This is a genomic window from Massilia sp. Root335 (assembly GCF_001425685.1).
Classification (GTDB): Bacteria; Pseudomonadota; Gammaproteobacteria; order Burkholderiales; family Burkholderiaceae_D; genus Telluria; species Telluria luteola.
The window spans coordinates 85,430-110,340 of sequence record NZ_LMCY01000048.1 but is presented as its reverse complement, the minus strand read 5'-3'; the positions used below and the strand labels follow the sequence as shown (position 1 = coordinate 110,340).

Below are 24,911 nucleotides of genomic sequence, written 5' to 3'. Positions count from 1 at the left end.
CGAAAACTGACACGCAATGAAAAAGTTCTTCACCTGGCTGATCAAGCCCGCCGTGCTGGCCTTCCTGGGCGTGCTGCTGCTCGCGCTGGTCATCTGGTTCGAGGCGCCGCTGGTGTCCTACGACGGCCATTATCCGTTCGCATCGGAGACGGTACGCTGGACCTTCATCCTCATCTTCTTCGCCATCTGGGCCGGCTGGCTGGGCTGGCGCTGGTTCAAGGCCTGGCGCGCCAACCGCGCATTGATGAAGAGCGTGGCCGGCGCGGACGAGCAGCCCGCCGCCGCGCCGCCGCCGGAAGGCGCGGCCGAAGTGGCGCAACTGAACAAGCGCATGCAGGACGCCATCGCCATCCTGAAGAAAACCAAGACGGGCGGCAAGGGCGGCCTGTACCAGCTGCCGTGGTATATGTTCATCGGCGCACCGGGCAGCGGCAAGACGACGGCGCTGACGCAGTCCGGCCTGAAATTCCCGCTCGCCGACGCGCTGGGCAAAGGTGCGATTGGCGGCGTGGGCGGCACGCGCAACTGCGACTGGTGGTTTACCGACGACGCCGTGTTGCTCGATACGGCTGGCCGCTACACGACGCAGGACAGCAATGCCGGCGCCGACAAGGCCGCGTGGACGGGCTTCCTGCAACTGCTCAAGAAATACCGCCGCCGTCGACCGATCAACGGCGTCATCGTGACGGTGCCCCTGAGCGACCTGTTGCAGGACACCGACGCGGGCCGCCAGGCGCAGGCCCAGGCGCTGCGCGACCGCATCAAGGAACTGCACGACCAGCTGGGCGTGCGCTTCCCCGTGTACGTGCTCGTGACGAAGTGCGACCTGCTGGGCGGCTTCGTCGAATACTTCGAGGGCCTGGGGCGCGAGGAACGCGCGCAGGTCTGGGGCATGACCTTCCCGCTGCAGGACGGCGCCGACGGCGACGCCGCGCTGGCCGCGTTCCCCGCCGAATTCGAGCAGCTCGAACAGCGCTTGCAGGAACGCGTTCTGGCGCGCATGCAGCAGGAGCGCGACCCGCACAAGCGCGCGCTGATCTACAGCTTCCCGCAGCAGTTCGCCGGCATCCAGGACGTGTTGAAACGCTTCCTGGACGACGTGTTCGCGTCGAACCGCTACGAACGCGAGGCGCTGCTGCGCGGTGTCTACTTCAGCAGCGGCACGCAGGAGGGCAGCCCGCTCGACCGCGTGATGAGCGCGATGGCCGCCTCGTTCGGCCTGGAGCGCCAGGCGCTGGCGCCGAACGCCGCCAGCGGCCGCAGCTACTTCATCACGAACCTGCTGCAGCAGGTGATGTTCCCCGAGGCCGAACTGGCGGGCGTGAACCATGCGCTGGAAAAGCGCCGGCGCATGCTGCAATGGGGCTCGGTGGCCGCCATCGCCATCGTCTTCGTGCTGCTGGGCGCCGGCATGATCACGAGCTATGTGCGCAACCGGGCGTACGTCGCCGACATGGAAGCGAAATCGGCCGCCATCGCCAAGCAGGTGGCCGCCTTGCCCGCGCAGGGATCGACGGTGCAACTGCTGCCCGTGCTGGACGCGCTGCGCACGCTGCCGGGCGGCTACGACGATCGCGACAAGGGCGCGCCGTTGTCGATGCGTTTCGGCCTGTACCAGGGCGACAAACTGGGCGAGGCCGCGCGCATCGCCTACCGCAAGGTATTGCAGGACACGCTGCTGCCGCGCCTGCAGCAGCGCATGGAAGACCAGTTGCGCCGCAACGGCGCCAACAGCCCCGAGTACCTGTACGAAGTCCTGCGCGTCTATTTGATGCTGGGCGACGCGAGCCGCTTCGACGCGGAGTCCGTCGCGGCCTGGGCGGCGCTGGACGACGCGCGCAACCTGAAGGACGCGAGCGACGACCAGAAGCAATCCCTGGCCGCGCACGAGCTGGCGCTGATGGAAAACTTCCGCGACGGCCAGGCGATGCCGCGGCTCGATCCGCAGCTGATCAGCGATACGCGCCTGACCCTCGCGCGCATGCCGCTCGAACAGCGCGTCTACAACCGCCTGAAACGCCAGCTGATGCGCGAAAAGCTGCCCGAGTTCAGTCCCGCGAGCGCGGGCGGGCGCGAGGCCGCGAACGTCTTCGTGCGCAAGAGCGGAGAGCCCATCACGCGCGGCGTGAACGGCATGTTCTCGCCGGCCGGCTACGCCAAATTCCTCGCGATGAGCAACGAGGCCGTCGACGACGTCGAGAAAGAACGCTGGGTGCTGGCGCAGCAGGAGGCGACGCAGGCCGGCAACCGCGACCAGGTCGGCCAGGCCGTGCTGCGCCTGTATTACGACGACTACATCGCGCAATGGGACGCGCTGCTGGCCGACGTGAGCCTGCGTCCGTTCGGCACGCTGGAACAGGGCGCGCGCATCACCAATCTGCTGTCCGGCGCGGATTCGCCGATGCGCAAATTCCTCGTCGCGGCCAGCAAGGAAACGACGCTGGGCGGCACGAAGACGCCGCTGGCGGCGTCCGTGACGGCGGCCGTCAAGGGCAAGCTGGACGCGTACAAGAAGAAGCTGGAAAGCGCGATGGCGAGCAGCGACGACAGCGCGCCGGCGGCCCCCGCGAAGTCCGCGAACCCGGTCGACGCGCACTTCGACGACCTGCACAAGATGACGGCGGGTACCCCGTCGCCGCTGGACCAGACGCTGGGCATGCTGAAGGACGTCGCCGTCTACCTGGACAGCGCGGCCGCCGCCAAGCGCACGGGCGCCCCGCCGCCGCCGGGCGACGCGCTCGCCAAGGTGAAGCTGGAAGCGGACGGCAAACCGGCGCCGCTGGGCACGATGCTGAAGTCGATCGACAGCGGCGGCGCGGGCCTCGCGTCCGGCAGCGAACGCGAACGCCTGAACGCCTTGTGGACTGCGGGCCCCGCGCAGTTCTGCCGCCAGGCCGTCGCGGGCCGCTACCCGATCGTCAAGTCCGCCGCGCAGGACGTCACCGCCGACGACTTCGGCAAGCTGTTCGCGCCGGGCGGCCTGATCGACGACTTCTTCGCGAAGAACCTGGCCCAATACGTCGACATGGGCGGCGCCCAGTGGCGCTGGCGCGCGACCGCGAACGACGGCACGCTCGGCATCCCGCAAGCAACGCTCGACGCATTCCAGCGCGCCGCAAAAATCCGCGACGCGTTCTTCGCGAACGGCGGCCGCCAGGCGTCGATGCGCTTCGACCTGAAGCCGGTGGCGCTTGATCCTGCGATCACCAAGTTCGTGCTCGACATCGACGGCCAGGTCTTGAGCGCCACGCCGGGCGCGTTGACGCCCGCATCGTTCCAGCTGCCGAGCGGGAAGGGCGGCGGGCAGGTGCGTCTCGACGTCACGCCCGCGAGCGCGCACGGCACGCTGCACACGGAAGGGCCGTGGGCGTGGTTCCGCATGCTCGACAAGGCGACCGTGGTGCCCACGGCGCAGGGTGAACGCTACAACGTGACGTTCGACGCCGACGGTCGCAAGGCCGCGCTGGAACTGACCGCGAGCAGCGTCGTCAACCCGTTCCGCCGCGCCGTGCTGGAACAGTTCCGCTGCGTGGACAAGCTGTGACCGGGTACTTCGGCAAAGTCTCCACGCTCGGCGACTTCGTGTCGCGCGGGCTGCCCGACGGGCTGGTGGCGGCGTGGGATGGGTGGCTGCAGCAGTGCATTCACGCGAGCCAGCTGCAGCTTGGGGATCAGTGGCTCGATCACTATCTGACCAGTCCCGTATGGCGGTTTGCGATCTCGCCCGGCGTGCTCGGGCCGGAGGGACTCGGGGGCGTGATGATGCCCAGTGTGGATCGGGTCGGGCGTTATTTTCCGCTGATGATAGGCGCCGTCGGCGCGCCGCCATTGCTGGACTGGTTTCACAAGCACGGTGCGTGGTATGACGCGATCGAGGATCTGGCGCGGGCGTCGCTGGATGCGGGGTTCAGGCTGGCGCAGTTTGATGAGCTGCCGGAACCCGGCGTGGCGGTGGATGTTCGGGTGGTGCTGATAGACGGCATGTGGCGGTTTGCGCTCGACGAGGGTGTTGGCGAGCGGGTCGTTGCGGCTGCGTTGCAGGGGCACAGTTTGTGGTGGACTGAGGGTTCGCCAAGGGTTGGGCCGTCGATGCTCGTGTGTGCGGGATTGCCGAGGGGGCAGAGGTTTGCAGAGATGCTTAATGGGAGTTAGGAAAAATCACGTTGCGCTTGAAATCTTAAGGCGTGGCTTGGTTTAACAGTAACTGCGTACTCACGATCTCCGAAAAGTTTCCGTGAGCAACCGGATGCGGTCACTCGACCGCTAAAAAAGCGCTGGCGATATGGAGAACTAGGCCCAGTCGATTCTATTTGGGATTGCTCAGACACGACGCGCTGGCTAAGGTTTTCGTCGAGGCTGGCCAACAAGCAGCTAGAGGCCTGTCTTCATTTTAGTATTTGCAATTCGGATGAATATGATTGCTCCAGCATACATGTCGGATCGCCCGGCCGAATCTGACGCCCTTGGGCGCGATAAGTTCGCAAAATCGCTTGCGAAAGCACTTTTGTCCGTGAGCGCGGGTGACGGTATGGTTGTTGGTATCGAGGGAGGTTGGGGGAGCGGAAAGAGTACTGTGATCGGCTTCGTGAAAAAGGAGCTGCCGAACGTTGGTGACTACATTTCCAAACCCATCGTTGTAGACTTTAATCCTTGGATGGTGAGTAACACTGGAGCGCTAGTCGACATATTGGTAACGCAGATCGCTACAGCGATTAACTTCGATCCTCGGTCTTCCGAGAAGGCAATCAAAGCCGGAGAGAAGCTTTTTGGATATGTTGGACTTATTAAGCACCTTAAGCACCTTAAATACCTCAAGTATGTTCCGGGAGTTGCGTTCGCCGGTAACCTTGCAGAGGACGTGGCAGAGATCGCCAGCGACGCTGCCGGCGGCGCTAAGGACGCGCACGATGCACTCGAAGACCTTAGGAAACTACTCCCCACTATCGATCTTGCGAAGCGAAAGGCCGAGGTTGTCGAGGCCCTACGCGACCTTGACCGCCCCATTGTAGTGATTGTGGACGATGTAGACCGCTTACCTGCGGAAGAGATTCGCACGGTCGTCCAAGCGATTAAGGCAGTTGCTGACTTTCCTAGGACGACTTATTTGCTAGCATATGATCGAGATGTTGTCGCGACGGCGCTCGGAAACGGCAAGGCTGAGGCTGGGCTTTCGTACTTGGAAAAGATAGTCCAGGTAGCATATCCGATCCCTCCGCTGTTTGAATATCAGCTTAGAAATTTCGTTGATAGACAGCTCAAGGCTTTGTTCTCGTCAATCGCCGTGGAACTACGGGACTACGAGACTGCGGTCTATCAGAAGGCGATAAGACACCTCACTCGTTTGGCACGTCACCCGAGGGATGTTGTCCGTCTGATGAACAGGCTCATGTTGAGTCTTCCGGCAATTCAGAACGAGGTCAACATAACGGATGTTATCGTTTTTGAGGCCCTATCACAGCGTTTCCCAGATCTACGCGAGAGCGTACACCGCCATCCAGCTGACTTCACGGGGCAGGCGTTTCGTGGCGATTTCGGATTTGATGACGAGGATTTCGATTGGAAGGAATGGGCTTCGCAAGAGGTGGAGCGGAAGAGCGATCAACCGCTGTGGACAAAGCATCTGCCTCATTCGGAACCAGACAGAACTGCAGCGACGAAAGCGTGTATCTTTCTCTTTCCCGAGGGCTCGCGAAAGCACGGCCACGTGCCGGAAGATGAACTGCACCTTGTCGATCCGGATCGACTGGCGAGATACTTCCGCATGACCTCGCTAGAAAGTGTGCCAGAAGTCAATGATATCCACGAGAAGCTCGCAAATCCAGAAGCGCTCGCAGAAGCACTTGCAGACACTGAGGATGCTGAACTGGCTTTTCTCCTCGAATGGATTTATAACTATTTGCCATCTTGCCAGTTAGTCGACGCCAAGGGTTGCACTGCAACATTAATAGATTGCGCGCTCCGTTCGGAGTCTATCGCAGAGCTGACAGTCGAGTTGGCCGAACTGTTCGCAAAGGTGCAAGCGCGGCTAATTAGAAAAGCTTCCAGCGATATACGCGTATGGTGCTTTCAGCAGGCCATTTCACGAATGCCTTTATCTATTTCCGAGAAAGTTCTGCTTGAGGCGGCTGCGGAGCAAGGAAAATGGGCGGTTCGCCCCGAAATGATTAAGGTGCCTGAGGCCCAGTTGATACAACAGGGTGAGGCCGTTGATGCAGCGATTTCTACTTGGACAGAGAAAGTTCGGCATAACGTTGCCGAAGGTACGATGTTTAGAGAGTCAAGGATGAATTCAATTCTCTACCGATTTGCTCAACTAAACTTCGCGTACAGGGAAACCTATGAAGCGGTAGCTAAAATTTGCGCTACCGACGAGGGACTTCGCCAATTTCTTGCTCCACATGTGAAGGATAGTCCGTTTAACAAAGTCGATTCATTCACTTTGGTGGAGGACGTGACCTTACTTGTCGACCGTATTCGAGCGTCTACACTCATGGAAGAATATTCTTGGCTCATAAATCTGATTGCAACACCCGACTGGACGCGGGCCATTAAACAACAGTCGGAACAGCTCAAAGGGTTGACGCGCGGTGGTTGAATGAGGGTTCCAAGGCGTGCGCTTTGCCGCCCCGATCGTCGTTACGACATGTTTAAAGAAGTGCTGATTTAATCGTCGACTCGCCCGCCCCGCCCCGCCATGCCGAGCAGGCACAATAGCGGCTTCGATTTCTGCTGATGCCGCCATGAAGAAAACCACGTTTTCCGACGCCGAGTTCACGCACAAGAAAAAGCAGACGAGAGACGACCGGTTCCTGGCCGAGATTGAGGCCGTAACGCCCGAGGCCAGCCCTGGTTGCGGTGTTGCTGCCGTACTACCCCCCACGGACGAAGAACACTGTGCAGTTGCATACATTGTTCGCGTTCGCGAATCTGATGCTGGCCGGCCGAACTTTTGGAAGCGCCCGCGCCCGAACTCTGTCCTGAACCAGCGAATCTTAAAGTATTTTGTTCGGACTCAATTATTAGTTGTTTTTCCTTGGGCTGCTGACCGTTCCCAAATCTGCGCGCCAGTATTCGGGCAAAAATCATCTCTCAAATTTGATTGGGAGGATAAAAATGCTCGACGCTTACTTGCAGATTGGCGATATCAGAGGGGAGTCAACGGACGACAAGCACAAGGGCTGGATTGAAGTCCAGAACGTCGGCTGGGGCGTAACTCAACCGAGGGCCACAGCCGTGTCAACAGCCGGCGGCCACACCAGCGGCAAGGCCGACGTTCACGAGGTCAGCTTCGACAAGCTGGCCGATCTGGCCTCACCTCTTCTGTTCCAAACCTGTGCCGCAGGGAAGACGATCCCCAAGGCCAAGTTCGAGTTCTTCCGCGCTGATGGTGACGGCTCTCGCGTCAAATACTTTGAAATCGAGCTTGAAAACGTAATGATTTCAAATGTCGCGCCGACCAGTGGCAATGGCGGCATCATTACCGAGTCCGTACATCTGGCGTCCTCGAAATTCAAATGCTCGTACACTCAGCAGAAGATCGCGGGAGGCGCCGGCGGCAGCACCGCGGGCGGCTGGGACTCTGCTGCAAACAAGATCTGCGCCTGACGGAGGCCGCCATGCCGCATCCGGTTGTCTACCCCGGTGACTTCAAAGCCTTGCTGGATAAGTGGGCCAAGCAAAGGCTCGTAGACTGGAATGAAGATCACAACAAATTGACGTTCATCGCCGATGGGCAGTGCGCCAGACTTCCGCAAGAGCTGACGAACGTCGGTCATACGAGTCGATGGCAACCGGGCGAACGCGTCGTGGACGTTGCCAGGACATTGAAGCCGGGCACCGTGATAGCGAACTTTGTGCTCAAGGATGGGAAAATGGTTTATCCAAATTCGCATGGCCATCACGCGGCGTTATTCGTAAGGGGAGAAGGCTATAGCGTCGTGACAGGGAAACCCAGCCAGATCGTCATGTTTGACCAGTGGAAAAGCGCGACGGCTGATGGTTCGCACGCGCCCGGTACTCGGCCGGTTCGCGTCTACACTCCTGAGCAGGCAAGACAAAGCCGCAGATCGCCTTGCGATAACGCGAACGAATTTTACGTCGTGGTGGTTCCATGAGAACGCTCGTGTTCGTTGCCTTGGCAATGTCTTGCACAGCTGTCAGCGCACAGGTCTACAAATGTCCGCAGGGCTATCCCGGCAAGGACGCTCCCGCCGCTCCTTTGACGGGTGCTTCCATGATGTGGGGTGAACTCCACGGTGACGGTTATCTGCACGGCGATGACGAGGCCGTCGACGGCGGCCGCGACATACACTATGGCTTCGCCGACGATGAACAGGGATGGCTTGTCTGCGCATACGGCGCCAATAGACGAATCAAGGGTAGATTCGTTGGTACGCGTGAGTGGGGCCAAACCATGTCCTATGGCGGCGCCAAATGGTGGGTGAAACTGGCCCCCAAGGCCGGCAATTGTACGGTGCAGGTCAGGGAGATAAAAGCAAGCGGTCCGAACAAAAGCACATGGACCGCCAACGCTGTTTGTGAGCGTTCATCTCCCTGATTTCTGTCCGTGACGGAATACGTCACGCCTTCCTGCGGTCAGGTGATGTCGTCGAGGCGGAAGTTGCTTGTGCGGTACTGTGGCGGCGGCAGTGTCGCCCGTACACAGAATAAGAGACAATCTTCCGGCACGCACCAATTACAAGGAATTTTGGAATGAATGACCGCATGACCCCCGACCCGAACCAGGGCCTACCGGCCCCGTTGCTGGCCGACCTGCAAACCCGCTTCGGCCCCCGTTGCTCGACCGCCGCCGCGGTGCGCGAACAGCACGGGCGCGACGAATCGTCGTTCGTGGACGTGAATCCGCCGGACGCGGTGGTGTTCGCCGAGGATGTCGGCGATGTCCAGGCGCTGCTCGAACTGGCCGGCCGGTACGCGGTGCCGGTGATCCCGTTCGGCGCCGGGTCGTCGCTGGAAGGCCATCTGCTGGCCGTGCGGGGCGGCGTCAGCCTGGACGTGAGCCGCATGAACCGCGTGCTCGCCATCGATACCGCGGACATGACGGCGACGGTGCAACCGGGTGTGACGCGCATGCAACTGAACCAGGCGCTGAAGGGCACGGGGCTGTTCTTCCCCGTGGATCCGGGCGCGGATGCATCGATCGGCGGCATGTGCGCCACGCGCGCCAGCGGCACCAATGCCGTGCGCTACGGCACGATGCGCGAGAACGTGCTCGCCCTGCAGGTGGTCACGGCCGCCGGTGAGATCGTGCATACGGGGACGCGTGCGCGCAAGAGCAGCGCGGGCTACGACCTGACCCGGCTGATGGTGGGCAGCGAAGGCACGCTCGGCGTGTTCACCGAGATCGTGGTGCGCCTGCATCCGCTGCCGGAAGCGCAGTCGGCGGCCGTGTGTTCGTTTCCAGGCATCGTCGACGCCGTCGGCGCCGCGATCGACGTCGTGCAATCCGGTATCCCGATCGCGCGTATGGAGCTCCTCGACGTCAATGCGGTGCGGATGGTGAACCGGTACAGCAAGCTGGATCTGCGCGAAGAACCGATGCTCCTGATGGAATTCCACGGCACGCCGGCGTCCGTGCGCGAACAGGCGGAATCGGTCGAGGCCCTGACCGCGGAACACGGCGGCGCCGCCTTCGCCTGGGCGACCGACGCGGAGGCGCGCACGCGGCTCTGGACGGCGCGCCATCACGCGTATTTCGCGGCCATCGCCTCGATGCCTGGCTGCCGCGCGATCAGCACCGACGCCTGCGTGCCGATCAGCCGCCTCGCGGAATGCCTGCTCGAATCGGTGCGCGAAGCCGACGCGATGGGCATGCCGTACTTCCTGGTCGGGCATGTCGGCGACGGCAACTTCCATTTCGGCTACCTGATCGATCCGCACGAGCCGGCGCAGCGCGAACGCGCGGAGCTGCTCAACGCCCGGCTGGTGGAGCGCGCGATCCGCCTCGACGGCACGTGCTCGGGCGAGCACGGCATCGGCATGCACAAGATGGATTTCCTGGTCCAGGAAGCCGGGCTGCCCGCGGTCGAACTGATGCGCGCCATCAAGCGCGTGTTCGACCCGCAGAACATCCTCAACCCCGGCAAGGTGTTGTGGGGCGCGGCAGGGGAAGGTGCGCCGCGGCGCAGCTGGGCGCCCGCGGATTCGGGCGACTGAGACGCCGCACCGGCGCCGCGTGGCGGGACACGGCGGGCGCGTCAGGTACGCGGCAGTTCCCGGATCTCCACCGTGCCGCCCGCTTCGTAGTTCGGATTCCCGATCAGGAATCGCTGCGCCGCCTCCGCGTTCTCGGCGCGCACGCGGAGGTAGCCGGACACCCTCGTCGTTGCGGGCTTGGCGTCGTCGTCCTTCTTGAAAACCATCCCCTTGCCGATCGCGCTGCCGCCGTCGAACTGGCCGGACGCGCGCAGCCCCGACATGTATTGTCCCCACCGTTGTTCGTCGGTGGCGATGGCGGCATCGACGACGTCGTCGTGCATGAATAAGATGTAGTCGTTCATGGGGTTCCCGGGTTCTGGATTGGCCGCTTCCGGCAGGGGCGTCCACTCAAGTGTACCGCAGCGCCGGCCGGGGAATCGGGCCGCGACGCGCTACGTCGACCGCGGCAACGTCACCCTGAACATCGTCCCCTTGCCAACGGTGCTCTCCACGTCGATCGTGCCATGATGCCCTTGCACGATCCCGTACACGATCGACAGGCCCAACCCCGTCCCCTTGCCGACCGGCTTGGTGGTAAAGAACGGCTCGAAAATATGGTCGAGATGTTCGGGCGCGATGCCGCTGCCGTCGTCTTCGATCTCGACCCAGACGACGCTGGCGTCGTACCCGGTGCGCACGACGATCCTGCCCTTGCCTTCGATCGCGTGGGCTGCGTTGATGAGCAGGTTCAGGAAGACCTGATTGATCTGCGAAGGCAGGCAATACAATGCCGGGACGCCGCCGTATTCCTTGACGACCTCCGCCTTGTACTTGATTTCGTTCCAGGCGACGTTCAGGGTGCTGTTCAATCCCTGCTCGAGATCGGCCATTTCTTTCTTGATTTCGCCGGGGCGCGAAAAATCCTTCAGGTTCTGCACGATGTGTTTCACACGTTGCAGGCCTTCCCGCGATTCGAGGAACAGGGCGTCGAGGTCCTGGCGGATGTCGTCCAGGCCGATGTCCTGCTTCATGAAGGTGACCGGTGCGCGGGCTTCGCCCGGCAGCAGCGCCTCGACGCCTTCGAACGCGTTGATCAGACGCAGGATGTCCCTGGCGTCGCGTTCGAGCGCGCCGAAGTTCGAGCTGATGAACGCCAGCGGATTGTTGATCTCGTGGGCGACGCCCGCGGCCAGCAGGCCGATCGAGGCCATTTTCTCGGATTGCAGCAACTGGCCCTGCATGTCGCTCAATTTGCGGATCAGGATTTGCTGCTGTTCTTTTTCGGCTTCCAGCCTGGCATTGGCGACTTCCAGCGCCTGGGTGCGCTCCCGCAGGCGCGCCTCCATTTGCTTGCGCTGGGTAACGTCGTAACCGATGCCGACGATGCCGTTCACCGCGCCGTCTTCGTCGCGCAATAACACCTTGGTCGTCACGGTCCATCCCAGCTCGCCCGTGTCCTGGTCCTCCACCAGTTCCTCGTAATCGAACAGCGACTGGCCCGAGTCCATGACCTGCTTTTCGTCGGCAAAATATTTGGCCGCCAGCTCCGTCGGGAAAAAATCGTAGTCGGTCTTGCCGATCAGCTGCGGGGGCGTGTCGACGCCGGCCAGGCGGGCCATTCGATTATTGCCGAACAAGAATCTGCTGGCGCGGTCCTTGGCGTAGATGCGAAATGGAATATTGTCGACCAGGGTGCGCAGCAGGGTCTGTTCAAAGGCCAGCTCCGCGGCCGACTGCGCGCGCATCGCGCGGTCGTGTTCGACGTCGTCCCGCAGGGCTGCATTCACCAGCGCGGCCGCTGCCGACGTGGCGAGGATGCCGAGTAATGTGGTGCCGCACTCGGCCACCCGCGCATGCTCCAGGACGACCACGCCGAATACGCTGGCCGGGTCGCCGACGGCGAAGCAGGCCGTGCCGCACGTGCAGACGATCTCGCGCGTGCGCCGTGCATGCTCGACGACCTCCGCGACCGATGCATCGGCGCGATGGATGTCCCCGGCGGCGAGCCAATAGCCGCGTTCGGCACCGCACAGCGTCGCCGCAACGGCTACCGTTTCCTGCCGCACCGTCGCCGCGTCGGCGGTTGCGATACGACGCAATCCGTGTGCAAGCGTTTCGAGCGCCGGCTCTTTGGATTTGTCTTCCGGGAACTTTAATTTCGTCATGGTAATTAATTCTTGCAGCTTCTGGCGGCGTGAACAACTGAATTCGACGCCATGCACGAAATAGCCACACTGGCCCGCCAGGTTGGTTGTCGAGGCATCAATAGGGACCGATCATGCACGGGTTCACGCCATTCTTGTCGACATGGCATTCGACCGCGTATTTCGTCGCCAGCTTGTCTGCCTCCGCAGTCCTTGATGAAGTGCCTTTCAGGCGGTCGGCCAGTTGCTCGGCCATTTGCCTGATCCGGGCCGCTTCCTCCGGTGGATAGGTCGCATAGAGGTCATTGAATTCGGCCGGGTCGTGCCCCTTGCCGAGTGCGGCGGCGATGGTCAGGACGGCGGCTTCCCGGCCGGCGCCTTCCAGCACGCCGGCATTGCGCAGGTAGAGCGCTGAAAGCCGGGTCAATTGGAGCGGGTCTTTTGAGGCAAGCGCCATGTCGCGCAGTTCGGCCACGGATGCCTTCAATTGGGCCACGGATTCGGCACGTTGATTCTCGTCCAGCGGGGCGGTGCCCTCGAGGCGTGCGCTTGCCTCGTCTGCGTTGCGGCGCAGGAGATACGTCTTGGCGGCGACGTTGCCGCCTTTACTGGCCTGGCGCAGCATGCTCTCCAGTTCCCGGTCGCTTTTGGCCGCAACGCCGGCGCACGCCGCCTTTTCGTCCTGCGGAATCTCCGGGTTCTGGCACATCGCTGCCAGTGAAGCGTCCTCATACAGCCTGTCGGCCGTGTCCAGCCGGGCTGCCGGCGTGACTGCCGTCGACATCCCGAGCGTGACGCCACCGGCCACGGCGGCCGGCTTGGCGCCGGCGGTTTTGAACGGCGTGCGATTCGCCGGCTCTTCCGGTCCGTTGTCGTTCGACTGCGCCGGCGCGATCAGGACCAGCACGGCAGCGACGAGCAAGCCGGCACCGCCCAGCACGGCGGCGCGGCGCCTGTTCAGCGCCAGCCACCCTGGCGCAGTCGAAAATCGTTCCTGCTTCTTCATTCCATTCCTCACAAAGTGCTTCTCATCGATGGGCAGGCTTCGACCAGCGCGCCTGCCCATGCCCGTCGCGGCAACGGGACGAATCACGCGATCACGTCAATCAGGGAATCTGGACCGGACGGCCCGCCGTCGGACGAGGCAGCGGTTCGTTTTCCAGTTGGCTCATCTTGTACAGCGTCTGGCCGAGGTCCCAGGACATCTGTTGGGCGTAGATCTTCGAGTTGCGCGCGTCGCGTTGCGCGCGCGTCAGGTTCTGGCGGGCCGCGACGCAAGGCAGGCTGTTGACCTGATTGCAGTGGTTGTTGTCGTAGGTGCGCTGGGCCGACGTCAGGGCGCCGTTGGCATCTTCCGCGTCCTGGATCGCCTGGGTCAGCAGCCCTTTCTGGTTCTCGAACGTCCTGACCAGCTGGTTGAGCTGGTTCTTCCGGGTGTTGCTCAGGCCATTCGCGTGGGCGTCGGCATCGTTGTGCGCATTGACTGCGGCGAACGCGATGGCCGTGGTCGTCCAACGGCAGACGGACATGGTGCCGATGACGCTGCCGGCCTTGAGCGCTCCCAGCGCGACGTTGGCCTTGCTGATCGGGTCCGTCGCCGGGTTCCAGGCCTTGCCGAGACCGGCCGCGGTCGCGCCGCATACGACGCCCACGGCATTGCTCCAGTTTGCCGCGGCGGATGGGATCTTATGGCCGATAAAGTATTGCAGCAGTGCGTTGAACGTGCCGACCGAACCCCATGCCACGGCGGCGGCGCCGCCGTAGACCAGGTTCTGGTACTGCTGTTGCGTCAGCGCCGCCTGTGACGACAACGGCAGCAGCAAGCCCATCGCAGCGACGACGGACCATTTCTTTACAAATTTCATTGGAATTTCCTGTTTAGAATAATTAACACTAAGACAATCGCCAACATGCACAGGTCTGAAAATATTTAACAATTCAGACGCGGAGGGCGTCCATATGCATATTGACGTTTGCAAAGATAATAATTGTCCATGAACAACGCACCTGTGGAAAACACCGATGACAGGAAATCGGTTTCATGCCTGCTTCAAGGGCACGGACGCTACATGCCATAGGTAAAGCCTTGTGCATGTGCTAAGTCGACGATGCGTTTGAAGCCACAAAAAGAGAAGAAAAAATCGGATGTTGCGTTAACGTAACTGAGTTCGGATAACGACGTTCCTGTCTTAAAAATTTGCAATTATGATAATAATATGATAGCGCGTGCTCAACCCGGCGCTTCAATCGTAAATATTGCTCCTGCCAAGCGACAACGATAACATCCGTGCAATAACACCGGTAGCGCTAACTGCACCAATCACAGGAGACGCCATGACACACCCGTTTGCCCGGCTGACGGCCGTGCTGCATTTTTCCGCATTGACGTTGATGGCCTGTGCTGCCCATGCGGCCGACCCGGTCGACGTTCAGCTTGCCGGCCAGCCGGCCAGGGCCGCGCACGCCGGCAGCCTGATGGCGCCCGTGCAAAACATCTACGGCCGCAGCCACGTCAGCCTGGACGGGCGCTGGAGCTACATCATCGACCCGTACGAGAACGGTTATTACGACTACCGCCACATGCCGTTCGACCAGTCGGAAAGCGGCAAGGGCGGGTTTTATGACGACCGCAAGCCCAGGGACAAGACCGACTGGGTCGAATACGACTTCGACCGCGCGCCGACGATGGCGGTGCCGGGCGACTGGAACTCGCAGGCGGAGAAGTTGCAGCTGTATGAAGGCACCGTGTGGCTGCGCCAGGTGTTCCAGGCCGATCCCAAGCCGGGCAAGCACTATGCGCTGTACTTCGGCGCCGTCAACTACGAGGCGCACGTCTACCTGAACGGCAAAAAACTCGGCATGCACAAGGGTGGTTTCACGCCGTTCCAGTTCGACGTCACGGACAAACTGGCGAAGGGCCGCAACGTCGTCGTCGTCAAGGCGGACAACACGCGGCACCAGGACGATATCCCGACCGTGAACACGGACTGGTGGAACTACGGCGGCATCACGCGCGACGTCATGCTGGCCGAGCTGCCCGCCACGTACATCGCCGACTACAAGGTGCAGCTGGCGAAAGGCGACGCCCGCCGCATCGAAGGTTTTATCCAGATGGCGGGACAAGCGAAGTCGCAGCAGGTGACGGTGACGATTCCCGAAGCGGGCATCAAGGCCACCGTGCGCACGGACGCGAACGGGCGCGCCGCCTTGGATATCCCGGTGAACAACCTGACGTACTGGTCGCCGGAACGACCAAAACTGTACACGGTGGAGCTGGCCGGCGGCGGCGACGACGTGGTCGACCACATCGGCTTTCGCACCATCGAGACGCGCGGCCAGGACATCCTCCTGAACGGCAAGTCCGTGTTCCTGCGCGGGATCTCGCTGCACGACGAGAATCCGCTGATCCCTGGCCGCCTGCGCGGACAGGGCGACATGCGGATGCTGCTGCAATGGGCCAAGGAGATGAACTGCAATTACGTGCGGCTCGCGCACTACCCGCACAGCGAAGAGATGATCCGCCTGGCCGACGAGATGGGCTTGATGGTGTGGGCGGAAGTGCCCGTGTACTGGACGATCTCGTGGACCAATCCGGACACGTACGCCAACGCGAACGCCCAGCTGACGGACCTCGTCACGCGCGACAAGAACCGCGCGAGCGTGATCGTCTGGTCGGTGGGGAACGAGACGCCGGTCAGCGGCGCGCGCAATACGTTCATGGGCAACCTGGCGAAGACGGCGCGCGCGCTCGACGACACCCGTCTCGTGGCGGCCGCGCTGGAGATCCACCGCAAGGGCAGCGACATCACCGTGGAGGACCCGCTCGCCGATTCGCTGGACCTCGCGAGCTTCAACGAGTACGCGGGCTGGTACTGGGCCAGCAATGCGGAGATGCTGAATTACCGCTTCGACGTCCGCTACAACAAGCCGGTCGTGATCACGGAGTTCGGTGCGTCCGCGCTGGGCGGTTATCACGCCGACGCCGACACGCGCTGGAGCGAGGAATACCAGGACGCGCTGTACCGCAATCAATTCAAGATGCTGTCCGCGATCCCGGGCCTGCGCGGGATGACGCCGTGGGTGCTCGTCGACTTCCGTTCGCCGCGCCGCCAGCATCCGTATTTCCAGGACTTCTGGAACCGCAAGGGCCTGATCTCGGACAACGGCAAGAAGAAGCTCGCGTTCTGGACCCTGAAACGCTATTACGACGACGTGCAGCGCCGCTACGAAGCGCCGGCCGCACGCTGACGGGCTGCGTCGGTCGCGGTCAATCGCGGTCGGGCGCGCCCAGCGGGAACAGGGGCCGGTACGGCCGCGCCTCGTCCACCGCGCGCGCGAATGACGGCCGCGCCAGCAGGCGCGCGCGATAGGCGCGCAGCACGGGGTAGCGCGCCGCGATCGGATGCGTCCAGTCCGCGTAGAACAGCGCGGGCGCGGCGGCGCAGTCGGCCAGCGAGAAGTGCTCGCCGGCGGCCCCGCCGGCAGCCCAGGTGCGGCCGGCCAGGCGCTCCTCCAGCCAGGCGTAGGCGAGTTCCAGTTTTTCCGTCGCCACTGCCAGGGCGTCCGCGCGCTTGGCCGTGTCGCCCGTCAGCGCGCCGTTCACCGCGTGCTGCACCATGCTCATCACGTGCAGGTCGAAGAAGCGGTCCATGAACCTCACGTCCAGCGCATCCAGCGGGTCGTCCGGCAGCAGGCGCACGGGGCCGGGATGCGTCAGCTGCAGGTATTCGATGACGATGCTGGTCTCGACGACGTTGCGCGCGCCGTCGACGAGCAGCGGGAATTTGCGCAGCGGCCAGCGTTGCAGCCATTCCTGCGCGTGCTGCGGCGTGTCCGGCCCGAGGCAGCGGAACTCGAAAGGCGTGTCGTTCTCGTACAGCGCGACGAGCACTTTTTGCGTGTACGACGAAAAGGGATGACCGTAGAGCGCGAGGGACATGGCGGGATCGCTTTCGGATGGAGGTTGAAATAAACTGCTTGTAAAATGCAAGTGGTTTAAAGATATCGCTATACTAAGCAAAATGCAAGCACAACGACCAAGGATTACGTGATGTCACAGGCCGGACGCTCGGGCTGCCCGATCAACCTGACCCTCGAACAGCTCGGCGACCGCTGGAGCCTGATCGTCATCCGCGACGTCATGTTCGGCAACCGCCGCAGCTACGGCGACCTGCTGGCGCAGAGCGAAGAGGGCATTGCGTCGAACATCCTGGCGGACCGGCTGAAGCGCCTCACGGCGGCCGGCCTGCTGACGCGGCGCCCCGACCCGGCGCACAGGCAAAAGTGGATCTACAGCCTGACGGAAGCGTCCATCCAGCTCGTGCCCCTGCTCGCGCAAATGGGGGCGTGGGGGCGCAGGCATACGTCGCCGAGCCGGGAACTGTCGGTGCGGGCGGAATTGCTGGAGCAGGGCGGGCCGCCGCTGTGGGAGGCATTCATGGACGAGTTGCGGCACCTGCACCTGGGGGCGCCGGCGCCCGCGCGGTCGGTGTTCGGCGAGCTGCAGGCGGCGTACGAGGAGGCGATGCAGGCGGCGCGGGGGTGAGTGCGCAGGGTCCGGCCATCAACCGGCCGCCCGCGCCATGCCGATCGCGGCGGGCTTCATGAAAGCGAGCAGGTTGCCGCCGAGGACCAGCGCAACGCCGCCAACGGCCGGCAACGTCCAGTGGTAGCCTTCGAGCACGGTCGACACGCTCAACGCCACGACGGGAAACAGCACCGTCGAGTATGCCGCGCGGTCCGGTCCGATGCGCCCGACCAGCACCAGGTAAGCCGTGAACGCGATGACGGAACCGGGGACGGCAAGGTAGGCCAGCGCGCCCAGGTAGCGCGGGCTGGGGTCGATCGTGAACGGCATGCCCAGCAACAGGGCGCCGCCGCCGACGATGGTCGAGCCGATCAGCATGGCCCAGGTGTTGGTCAGCAGCGGATGCATGCCGAGCGCCTGCATCCGGCTCGACAGAAGATTCCCTGTAGAAAAGCACACGGTGCCCAGCAGGGACAGCGCCAGCCCCAGCAGCATGCCGTGGTCGCTCCAGTGGCCCTGCATCTGCGGCAGGAACAGCAGTGCGATGCCGGACAGGCCCAGCAGGGAGCCGACCAGCACCTGGCGCCGTATCGGCCGCTGCATGAACAGGCGCAGGCTGACCGCGTTCCAGATCGGCGCGGTCGAAAATACCACGGCCACCAGGCCGCTGGGGACCCACGCGCTGGCGTAATAGAAGCACAAGAAATTGCAGCAGAACAGGGCCACGCCCTGGGCCAGCAGATAGCGCCATGCCTGGCGCGGCGGCCACACCGGCCGGCGCGTGCCAAGCAGGAACAGCAGCAGCACGGCGGCGGCGATCCAGAAACGGTAGGCAATCGACACCGGGGCCGGCACGACGCCGAGCTGGAATTTGATCGCGATCCAGGTGGTGCCCCAGATGACGACGGTGAGCAGGTAGAGGAAGGTATTCATGCCGGCATGATCGGCGCGTCCGGCGGCGCCGACTTGTCTGGGCTTGCGCACTTTCGGCGCCCGGTCGGTACGGGCCGCGGACGCATGCTAGACTTTTCTCATGCACTCCCGTCCCGCTCCCATCTCGCACGCCGTGTTCGACACCATGTGCGGCACCGACGCCACGCTCGAACGCTTCGCCTGGCTGGGCGACGGCATTGCGGCCGCGATCTGGCAGCGCGATACCGACGAAGCGCTGACGGTGTATGCGCGGCCCGGCCACCATACCCTGTCCTGCTACCTGGACGGCGGCTACCGCACCGAACGCAGCGGCGCGCCCAGGCAGTACGGCGCGCCGCTGCGCCTGTGCACGCTGCCGGACGATCACGAATCGGAATGGGTGGTGCGCGACCATCTGCGCCTGCTGCACGTCTACTTCATGCCGGAGCATTTCACGCGCCGGGCGGTGCTGGAGCTCGACCGCGAACCGCGCGAGATCACCCTGGCCGACCGCACCTACTTCGAAAGCCCCGGCCTGCTGCGGCTGTGCCAGTCGCTGGTCGCCGCGCCGTGGGACGGCGCCGACGATCTGCTGCGCGCCAACGAGATCACCCACGACACACTGAGCGAACTGCTGCGCTCACAAGGCGTCGTGCGGCGCGCGCCGCGGCCCAAAGGCGGCCTCGCGCCGTCGGTCCGCCGCCGTCTGGCCGATTACATCGAAGCGAATCTGGCGCGGCCTGTCACGCTGGGCATGCTGGCGCAGCTGGCCTGCCTGTCGGAATTCCATCTGGCGCGCATGTTCCGGGTATCGTTCGGCATGCCGCCGTCGGCCTGGATCGCCCGGCGCCGCGTCGAGTCGGCCTGCACGCTGTTGAGGACCAGTACCCTGCCTTTGCAGCAGATTGCCGACCTGTGCGGCTATGCCGACCTGTCGCATCTGGGACATCGCTTCCGTGCCGCGATGGGCACCTCGCCGCGGCGCTATCGACAGGCCATGGCGCGCTGAATTACTTCCGCGCCCGTGTCCTTGCGCGCCGCGCGGCCAGCAGCGCGACGACGCCGGCGCCGCCCAGCCACAGCGTGCCCGGTTCCGGCACGTCGGCGTGCTTGACCGGGGTCTTGCCCGGATCGTTCGTCTGGCCGGGCAGGTCCGTCGTCGGCGGCAGCAGCGTGCCGGGGGGCGACGACGGGTTCGTGCCGGTATCGGTGGGCGTTTGCGTGCCGCCCGATGTCGTCCCGCCCGGCGTCGTGCCGGACGTGCCGCCGGTCGACGTGCCACCCGTGCCCGGGTCGCCGCTGCCGGTACCCGAACCGCCGGTGCCGGTGCCGCCGACGCCGCCGGTGCCCGACGTGCCGGTGCCCGAGCCGCCGGTGTCCGTGCCGGTCCCGGTCGTGTCGCTCGACGACTTGCTGTCCTGGGTCACCGGCAGGGTGCCGCCGTCCAGGATGGCGTCGCGGTTGATGCGGTAGCCCGGGACGGCGGTCTCGCTGCTCGTTGCGGACGTGCCGCCGGTCGACGCGGTGTCGCCCGTCGCAAACGTCTTGAGCTGGTAGCTGCCGCCCGCGGGATTGCCGTCCAGCGCGAATCCCACCTGTTCCACGTTGCCGCCTTCCTGGGCCTGCTCGACGGACGAATCGAGTTCTTCCTCGCTCGGGCCCTTCGCTTCGACGGGCAATTGCGGTACGTCGGAAATGCGGTTGCCGCAGCGCGTGCGGATTTCGTTCCGGCCGTCGGTCAGCAGGGTCTCGCCCTCGGCCAGCTGGAGTTTCTTCGATGTCCAGAACACCTTGTCGCCCTTGCGGTACGACACGTACACGGCGCGCGGCTTGCCGACCGTCTCGACGGTGGCCCTGGCCGTGTCAAAGGCGGCGTAGTGCGCCGCCACGACCTTGTCCGCGACGACGGCGTGCGCGAGCTCGCGGCGGTCGATCACGCCGCCGGGAACGATGGAATACGGGTAGACGCGGCGCGTCTTTTTCGTCTCTGCCTGTGCCGCGGTGCGCAGCACGACCGGGGCCGGCGTCGCGGCATCGGCCGGCGCCTGCGCCTGCACCGGCGCGGCCGGCGGCGCGGCGGTTTCCCGCATCTCCAGCGCGAACACGACGGCACACGCCGCCGCGCCGAGCAGGCCGATGGCCGCCACGCGTTTTTTCAGGCGCGAACCTTTTCTGCTCCGGCGGATGTAGGCGGTGCGGTAGTCCATGAGAGACCAAAAGGGAAAGTAGGAGATCTCCTACAGAGTATCATCTTTCCCAATGCCAAATCTACATTTTTCCACGAGAAATTCTATTTACATTGTGGAAATATAGACACGCTGCCCCCCGCGATGCGGCGGCAGAATCGGGTTCCCTGCGTGCCGGCCATGCGTCGCAAGGCCCGTGGGCCGGGATCAGCGCTCGACGAGCGCCAGCACCGCCGTGATGTTGTCGCGGCTGCCGTGCGTCTTGGCCAGGGCGATCAGATCGGCACAGCAGTCCTCCAGCGACTGCGCATGCGCGCCGGCCAGCACCTGTTCGATGGCCGCATGGGGCGTGTTGCCGTACAAGCCGTCGCTGCACAGCAGATACAGGTCGCCGGGACGCGGCGCGCAGGCCTTGACGTCGGGCGTGATCGCGGCCGTCGGGCCGATCGCCTGCAGCAGCAGGTTGCGCGGCGGGAAGTCGCCGGAGACGCCCGCTTCCAGCGCCTGCTGGTACATGGTCTGGTCGCGCGTGAGCACGGCGAGTTCGCCGTCGCGGTAGCGGTACAGCCGGCTGTCGCCGACGTGGAAGATGACCAGCGGGCCGTCCGGCAGGCTTTGCCAGAAGCCGGTCAGCGTCGTGCCCATGCCGCCGCCTTCGCCGAGGCCGTCCTGCACGTTGGCGCCGTACACGCGCGCGTTGGCGGCGTCGACGGCTTCGTGCATGGCCACGATGGCGGGCATGTGCTCGTCCTGCCAGGTCGCGTCCGGGTCGGCGGCGTCGCCGGGGCTGGATTTTTTCGGGTCGACGGCCGCCAGCGCGTCGCGCAGCGTCTCGAGGGCCATGACGGCCGCGATCTCGCCGCCGTCATGGCCGCCCATGCCGTCGGCCACGGCCACCAGGCGGAGCAGCGGATCGATGAGGAAGTTGTCTTCGTTCGACTGGCGCACGAGGCCGACGTCGGTCAGGCCGTATGCGCTGCCGAACGCGAGACGGTGATAGATGCTCGGGGTTAGCTGCTTCCAGGGGCTCATCGGCGGCGCGTACGGTTGTGAAATAAATACGAGGGCTGCATGCTAGCACGTGGGCAGAAGGCGTTGGCGATTTTCAGGGCAGCCGCAGGATGCCGCTGACGGTGAAGCGGATCTCGCCCGGCCGGTCGCCCGGCGCCGTCTCGATGCGCAGGTCCGACAGGCCCTCGCGGTGGCTGCCCGCCACCATTGCCGCCACGGTGTCGACCAGCTTGTCCGCGCGCGCGGGCGCGAGCGCGGCGGGCGTCGCGGCCGCGCCGAAGTACTGGTCGAGCATGGCCGCGAAATCGCGCCGCGTCGTCACGCAGAACACGGGGCGCGCCTGCGGGAACAGGGTCGTGACGGCGTCGTCCGCCTTGACCTTTTCCGGGTCGATGCAGACGACGTACAGCGCGTGCTCGTTGCGTTCCACCGGCAGCCACTGGCGCACTTCGGCGGCCGCGCGGTCCATGCCGGCGAGGAGCTCCGCCGGCACGCGCCGTCCGGGATGGAAGGCGAGGTAGGGGACGGCGAAATGGTCCGCCAGCGCGCGCCCGACGACGGGCAGTTTCAGCTTGAAGTCGTCGAGCAGCACGTCCTCGACGTCGCGGCCCTGTGCGCGCGCCTGTTCCACCGCCTGCTCGACCTGCTCGCGGGGCAGCAGCCGGGAACCCAGCGCGCCGACGAAGCCGGTGCGTTCGCGCCTTGCTTCCTGGCGGCGCTGGGCGAATGCGATGGCGAGCGTGTCGCACAGGTAGCGCGCGCCTTCGACCACGGTGCTGTCGAACGGGCCGCCGCGCAGGTTGTTGATGAGCTGGAAGACACCGATCACGTCGTCGTCGTGCATGATCGGGACGACCAGCATCTGCGTCGTGCGATAGCCCGTGCGCCGGTCCACGCCCTGCTGGAAGCGCAGGTCGGCCGCGTAGCGCTGCAGTTCGGCCGCATCGTAGACGTCGGTCAGGTTGAGCAGGCGGCGCGCCAGCGCGGCGTAGCCGGCGACGCTCTGCGCCGAGATCGGCAGGCGCAGCTGGCGGAACGACGTCATGCCCGTCTTGACCTTGGAGACGAGGCTGGCCTTGTCCTCGCCGACCGTGTAGATCGTCAGGCGGTCCGCCGCGAACAGGGCGCAGATGCCTTCGGACAGGTCGAGCATGATCTCGTCGACGTTGCGCGTGGCGTGGATGCGCGTCGTCAGCTGCTGCAGCTGGCGGAAGAAGTCGCCGCGCGCGTTCGGGCCGGCCATGACGGTCGCGTCGTTCATGGCCGTCTCATCGCCGTGTCGATGGGGCCAGGCGCGTGGCGTCGGCGTCGTCGTGCGCGGCGCGCTGCACGCGCGTCGCGTCCGCATCGTCCTGCGCGTGGCGGACGACGTCGCCGGGCGAGCGCGGCGTGACGGTGTCCAGCGGCCGCCATGGCGACGGCGGCGGCGGCGGGGACGTGGCGTCGGGCCGCGCGGCCGCGTCGCCGTCGAGGGCGCGCAGCAGGTCGTCGCGGAACGCATCGGCGCCGGGATAGCGCTGTTCCGGACGCTTGGCGAGCGCGCGCATGATGACGCGGTCGAAGGCCGGGCCGAGCAGGGGATTCAGCAGGGTCGGCGGCACGGGCTGCTCGTGCAGGATCTTCTGCTGCACGGCGAACATGCCGGCGCCGCGGAACGGCCGCTCGTTGGTGAGGAACTGGTACAGGATGATCCCGACGGCGAAGATGTCCGACTGCGGGCCGACGGTCTGGCCGGTGATCTGCTCGGGCGACATGAAGCTGGGCGTGCCGACCATCTCGGCGCCGTCCGCGTCCTGCACGGCGGCGTTCAAGGCGGCCATGTGGGCAACGCCGAAGTCGGTCAGTTTCACGCGCAGGTCGTGGCTCAGCATGACGTTGGCCGGCTTGATGTCGCGGTGGATCACCCCGTTGCGATGCGCGTAGCCGAGGGCGTCGAGCAGCTCGCACGTCATGCGCACGGCATCCTCGAGCGTGAACTCGAGGTGGAAGTCCTGGGTCATGTCGAAGTAGGCGGCCAGCTCCTCGCCGCGCACCAGTTCCATCACCATGTAGGCGGCGCCGTTTTCCTCGCCGAAGTCGTACAGGCCGACGATGTGCGGATGGTTCAGGCGGGCGACGGCCTGCGCCTCGCGGATGAAGCGGGCGGAATACGACGCGTGCAGCTCCGGATCGGCATCGCAGGCGGTGGAGATGACCTTGATCGCGACGCTGCGGTCCAGGCGCGGATCGAGGCCCTCGTAGACCTCGCCCATGGCGCCGCGTCCCAGCACCCGCACGATCTGGTATCTGCCTAACTGCGTCGGTTGGTTCATGGCCGCAAGTGTAAATCAAATTGGTTTGGCGACAATAAAAATCGGCCGCGGCGTGGACGTGGCGCGACGTCCCGACAGGTTTATACTTGATGTATGAACGACATCCGCTGCACCTGGGCCAACCCGGCCAATCCGCGCTACATCGCCTACCACGACCACGAGTGGGGCGTACCGTGCCACGACGAGACGACGCTGTTCGAGATGCTCAACCTCGAAGGCGCGCAGGCGGGACTGTCGTGGGAAACGATCCTGAACAAGCGCGACAACTACCGCATCGCCTTCGACGGCTGGGATGCGGAAAAAATCGCGCGCTACGACGACGCCAGGGTGGCCGACCTGTTGGCCGATCCGGGCATCGTGCGCAACCGCCTGAAGGTCGCGGCCGCCATCAACAACGCCAGGGCCTACCTGCGCCTGCGCGCGGACGGCCTCACGCTCGACGGCTACCTGTGGGCCTTCGTCGACGGCCGCCCCATCGTCAACGACTGGCCGCCGGGCAGCAGGCCGGCCCGCACCGACCTGTCCGACCGCATTTCGAAAGACCTGGCCAGGCGCGGCTTCAAGTTCGTCGGATCGACCATCGTGTATGCCTACATGCAGGGCATCGGCATGGTGGACGACCACGACCGCGCCTGCCTGTGCCGGCGCCGGAGGTGACGCC

The 24,911-nt window shown here is 64.4% G+C and carries 21 protein-coding genes and 1 pseudogene; 12 read left to right on the top strand and 10 right to left on the bottom strand.

Annotated elements, in window-relative coordinates:
- Positions 1–16 precede the first annotated feature (16 nt).
- The 8 genes and pseudogenes from tssM to ASC93_RS24305 all read left to right on the top strand — a co-directional run bounded on the left by tssM (position 17) and on the right by ASC93_RS24305 (position 10,176).
- The gene (tssM, locus tag ASC93_RS24330; protein ID WP_056448740.1) at positions 17–3,544 is read left to right on the top strand and encodes a type VI secretion system membrane subunit TssM; all 3,528 of its coding nucleotides are present in this window, start codon (positions 17–19) and stop codon (positions 3,542–3,544) included.
- A complete protein-coding gene (gene tagF, locus ASC93_RS24325; RefSeq protein WP_056448738.1) occupies positions 3,541–4,152 on the top strand; it encodes a type VI secretion system-associated protein TagF in 612 nt (203 codons plus the stop codon). Before tssM ends, tagF begins: the two co-directional genes overlap by 4 nt.
- Before the next feature lie 256 nt (positions 4,153–4,408).
- Entirely contained in the window at positions 4,409–6,595 is a 2,187-nt protein-coding gene (locus ASC93_RS24320) for a P-loop NTPase fold protein (RefSeq protein WP_082548318.1), read from the top strand.
- Positions 6,596–6,740: 145 nt separating this feature from the next.
- Positions 6,741–6,842: pseudogene (locus tag ASC93_RS32390) on the top strand (IS5/IS1182 family transposase); the annotation flags it as partial.
- A 271-nt stretch (positions 6,843–7,113) separates the two neighbouring features.
- Positions 7,114–7,605: a type VI secretion system tube protein Hcp gene (locus tag ASC93_RS24315; protein ID WP_056448732.1), complete on the top strand. Its 492-nt coding sequence runs from the start codon at positions 7,114–7,116 to the stop codon at positions 7,603–7,605.
- Between the two features lie 11 nt (positions 7,606–7,616).
- The gene (locus ASC93_RS24310) at positions 7,617–8,114 is read left to right on the top strand and encodes a BPSL0067 family protein (protein WP_056448729.1); all 498 of its coding nucleotides are present in this window, start codon (positions 7,617–7,619) and stop codon (positions 8,112–8,114) included.
- On the top strand, positions 8,111–8,557 hold the full coding sequence (locus tag ASC93_RS31145) for an STY0301 family protein (protein WP_157202106.1): 447 nt from the start codon (positions 8,111–8,113) through the stop codon (positions 8,555–8,557). Before ASC93_RS24310 ends, ASC93_RS31145 begins: the two co-directional genes overlap by 4 nt.
- 155 nt (positions 8,558–8,712) lie before the next feature.
- Complete coding sequence (locus ASC93_RS24305; protein ID WP_082548317.1) at positions 8,713–10,176, top strand: FAD-binding oxidoreductase; 1,464 nt, start codon at positions 8,713–8,715, stop codon at positions 10,174–10,176.
- Between the two features lie 41 nt (positions 10,177–10,217).
- Here ASC93_RS24305 and ASC93_RS24300 read toward each other — a convergent pair whose 3' ends face one another.
- The 4 genes from ASC93_RS24300 to ASC93_RS24285 all read right to left on the bottom strand — a co-directional run bounded on the left by ASC93_RS24300 (position 10,218) and on the right by ASC93_RS24285 (position 14,167).
- The gene (locus tag ASC93_RS24300) at positions 10,218–10,520 is read right to left on the bottom strand and encodes a hypothetical protein (protein WP_056448725.1); all 303 of its coding nucleotides are present in this window, start codon (positions 10,518–10,520) and stop codon (positions 10,218–10,220) included.
- A gap of 90 nt (positions 10,521–10,610) precedes the next feature.
- The gene (locus ASC93_RS24295) at positions 10,611–12,323 is read right to left on the bottom strand and encodes an ATP-binding protein (RefSeq protein WP_056448722.1); all 1,713 of its coding nucleotides are present in this window, start codon (positions 12,321–12,323) and stop codon (positions 10,611–10,613) included.
- Between the two features lie 97 nt (positions 12,324–12,420).
- Positions 12,421–13,308, bottom strand: coding sequence for a hypothetical protein (locus ASC93_RS24290; protein ID WP_056448720.1), 888 nt, complete (start codon positions 13,306–13,308; stop codon positions 12,421–12,423).
- Positions 13,309–13,408: 100 nt separating this feature from the next.
- Positions 13,409–14,167, bottom strand: a complete 759-nt coding sequence (locus tag ASC93_RS24285) for a hypothetical protein (RefSeq protein ID WP_056448717.1) — start codon at positions 14,165–14,167, stop codon at positions 13,409–13,411.
- Between the two features lie 469 nt (positions 14,168–14,636).
- On the opposite strand from ASC93_RS24285, the gene ASC93_RS24280 reads away from it, so the two are divergent.
- Positions 14,637–16,550, top strand: coding sequence for a glycoside hydrolase family 2 protein (locus tag ASC93_RS24280; protein WP_082548316.1), 1,914 nt, complete (start codon positions 14,637–14,639; stop codon positions 16,548–16,550).
- Positions 16,551–16,569: 19 nt separating this feature from the next.
- On the opposite strand, the gene ASC93_RS24275 is transcribed toward ASC93_RS24280, so the two are convergent.
- Positions 16,570–17,241 (bottom strand): glutathione S-transferase family protein, encoded by a 672-nt coding sequence (locus tag ASC93_RS24275; protein WP_056448714.1) that lies wholly within the window; start codon positions 17,239–17,241, stop codon positions 16,570–16,572.
- A 111-nt stretch (positions 17,242–17,352) separates the two neighbouring features.
- Between ASC93_RS24275 and ASC93_RS24270 the strand changes: the two genes are divergently transcribed.
- The gene (locus ASC93_RS24270) at positions 17,353–17,847 is read left to right on the top strand and encodes a helix-turn-helix domain-containing protein (protein WP_056448711.1); all 495 of its coding nucleotides are present in this window, start codon (positions 17,353–17,355) and stop codon (positions 17,845–17,847) included.
- An 18-nt stretch (positions 17,848–17,865) separates the two neighbouring features.
- Here the strand turns inward: ASC93_RS24270 and ASC93_RS24265 are convergent, their stop codons facing one another.
- A complete protein-coding gene (locus ASC93_RS24265) occupies positions 17,866–18,762 on the bottom strand; it encodes a DMT family transporter (protein WP_056448709.1) in 897 nt (298 codons plus the stop codon).
- 100 nt (positions 18,763–18,862) lie between these two features.
- Between ASC93_RS24265 and ASC93_RS24260 the strand changes: the two genes are divergently transcribed.
- Entirely contained in the window at positions 18,863–19,750 is an 888-nt protein-coding gene (locus tag ASC93_RS24260; protein WP_056448706.1) for a helix-turn-helix domain-containing protein, read from the top strand.
- Position 19,751: 1 nt separating this feature from the next.
- Here ASC93_RS24260 and ASC93_RS24255 read toward each other — a convergent pair whose 3' ends face one another.
- From ASC93_RS24255 to ASC93_RS24240, 4 genes are all read right to left on the bottom strand, one after another.
- Positions 19,752–20,948 carry a PEP-CTERM sorting domain-containing protein gene (locus ASC93_RS24255; RefSeq protein WP_056448703.1) on the bottom strand — a complete coding sequence of 399 codons (1,197 nt, stop codon included), beginning with the start codon at positions 20,946–20,948 and terminating at the stop codon, positions 19,752–19,754.
- Between the two features lie 186 nt (positions 20,949–21,134).
- Complete coding sequence (locus tag ASC93_RS24250; protein ID WP_157202105.1) at positions 21,135–21,959, bottom strand: PP2C family serine/threonine-protein phosphatase; 825 nt, start codon at positions 21,957–21,959, stop codon at positions 21,135–21,137.
- A gap of 73 nt (positions 21,960–22,032) precedes the next feature.
- Positions 22,033–23,199 (bottom strand): GAF domain-containing protein, encoded by a 1,167-nt coding sequence (locus tag ASC93_RS24245; RefSeq protein ID WP_056448700.1) that lies wholly within the window; start codon positions 23,197–23,199, stop codon positions 22,033–22,035.
- Between the two features lie 7 nt (positions 23,200–23,206).
- Positions 23,207–24,250, bottom strand: a complete 1,044-nt coding sequence (locus ASC93_RS24240) for a serine/threonine-protein kinase (RefSeq protein WP_056448697.1) — start codon at positions 24,248–24,250, stop codon at positions 23,207–23,209.
- A 93-nt stretch (positions 24,251–24,343) separates the two neighbouring features.
- Between ASC93_RS24240 and ASC93_RS24235 the strand changes: the two genes are divergently transcribed.
- Positions 24,344–24,907: a DNA-3-methyladenine glycosylase I gene (locus tag ASC93_RS24235; RefSeq protein ID WP_056448694.1), complete on the top strand. Its 564-nt coding sequence runs from the start codon at positions 24,344–24,346 to the stop codon at positions 24,905–24,907.
- Positions 24,908–24,911 lie beyond the last annotated feature (4 nt).

Excerpts from the sequence above, each read along its gene's own strand:
- ASC93_RS31145 (WP_157202106.1), top strand. The coding sequence starts at position 8,111 with ATGAGAACGCTCGTGTTCGTTGCCTTGGCAATGTCTTGCACAGCTGTC.
- ASC93_RS24265 (WP_056448709.1), bottom strand. The coding sequence starts at position 18,762 with ATGAATACCTTCCTCTACCTGCTCACCGTCGTCATCTGGGGCACCACC.
- tssM (WP_056448740.1), top strand. The coding sequence starts at position 17 with ATGAAAAAGTTCTTCACCTGGCTGATCAAGCCCGCCGTGCTGGCCTTC.
- ASC93_RS24285 (WP_056448717.1), bottom strand. The coding sequence starts at position 14,167 with ATGAAATTTGTAAAGAAATGGTCCGTCGTCGCTGCGATGGGCTTGCTG.
- ASC93_RS24310 (WP_056448729.1), top strand. The coding sequence starts at position 7,617 with ATGCCGCATCCGGTTGTCTACCCCGGTGACTTCAAAGCCTTGCTGGAT.
- ASC93_RS24255 (WP_056448703.1), bottom strand. The coding sequence starts at position 20,948 with ATGGACTACCGCACCGCCTACATCCGCCGGAGCAGAAAAGGTTCGCGC.
- ASC93_RS24270 (WP_056448711.1), top strand. The coding sequence starts at position 17,353 with ATGTCACAGGCCGGACGCTCGGGCTGCCCGATCAACCTGACCCTCGAA.
- ASC93_RS24300 (WP_056448725.1), bottom strand. The coding sequence starts at position 10,520 with ATGAACGACTACATCTTATTCATGCACGACGACGTCGTCGATGCCGCC.
- ASC93_RS24290 (WP_056448720.1), bottom strand. The coding sequence starts at position 13,308 with ATGAAGAAGCAGGAACGATTTTCGACTGCGCCAGGGTGGCTGGCGCTG.
- ASC93_RS24235 (WP_056448694.1), top strand. The coding sequence starts at position 24,344 with ATGAACGACATCCGCTGCACCTGGGCCAACCCGGCCAATCCGCGCTAC.
- ASC93_RS24315 (WP_056448732.1), top strand. The coding sequence starts at position 7,114 with ATGCTCGACGCTTACTTGCAGATTGGCGATATCAGAGGGGAGTCAACG.
- ASC93_RS24305 (WP_082548317.1), top strand. The coding sequence starts at position 8,713 with ATGAATGACCGCATGACCCCCGACCCGAACCAGGGCCTACCGGCCCCG.
- ASC93_RS24320 (WP_082548318.1), top strand. The coding sequence starts at position 4,409 with ATGAATATGATTGCTCCAGCATACATGTCGGATCGCCCGGCCGAATCT.
- ASC93_RS24250 (WP_157202105.1), bottom strand. The coding sequence starts at position 21,959 with ATGAGCCCCTGGAAGCAGCTAACCCCGAGCATCTATCACCGTCTCGCG.
- ASC93_RS24260 (WP_056448706.1), top strand. The coding sequence starts at position 18,863 with ATGCACTCCCGTCCCGCTCCCATCTCGCACGCCGTGTTCGACACCATG.
- ASC93_RS24280 (WP_082548316.1), top strand. The coding sequence starts at position 14,637 with ATGACACACCCGTTTGCCCGGCTGACGGCCGTGCTGCATTTTTCCGCA.
- ASC93_RS24275 (WP_056448714.1), bottom strand. The coding sequence starts at position 17,241 with ATGTCCCTCGCGCTCTACGGTCATCCCTTTTCGTCGTACACGCAAAAA.
- ASC93_RS24240 (WP_056448697.1), bottom strand. The coding sequence starts at position 24,250 with ATGAACCAACCGACGCAGTTAGGCAGATACCAGATCGTGCGGGTGCTG.
- ASC93_RS24295 (WP_056448722.1), bottom strand. The coding sequence starts at position 12,323 with ATGACGAAATTAAAGTTCCCGGAAGACAAATCCAAAGAGCCGGCGCTC.
- ASC93_RS24245 (WP_056448700.1), bottom strand. The coding sequence starts at position 23,199 with ATGAACGACGCGACCGTCATGGCCGGCCCGAACGCGCGCGGCGACTTC.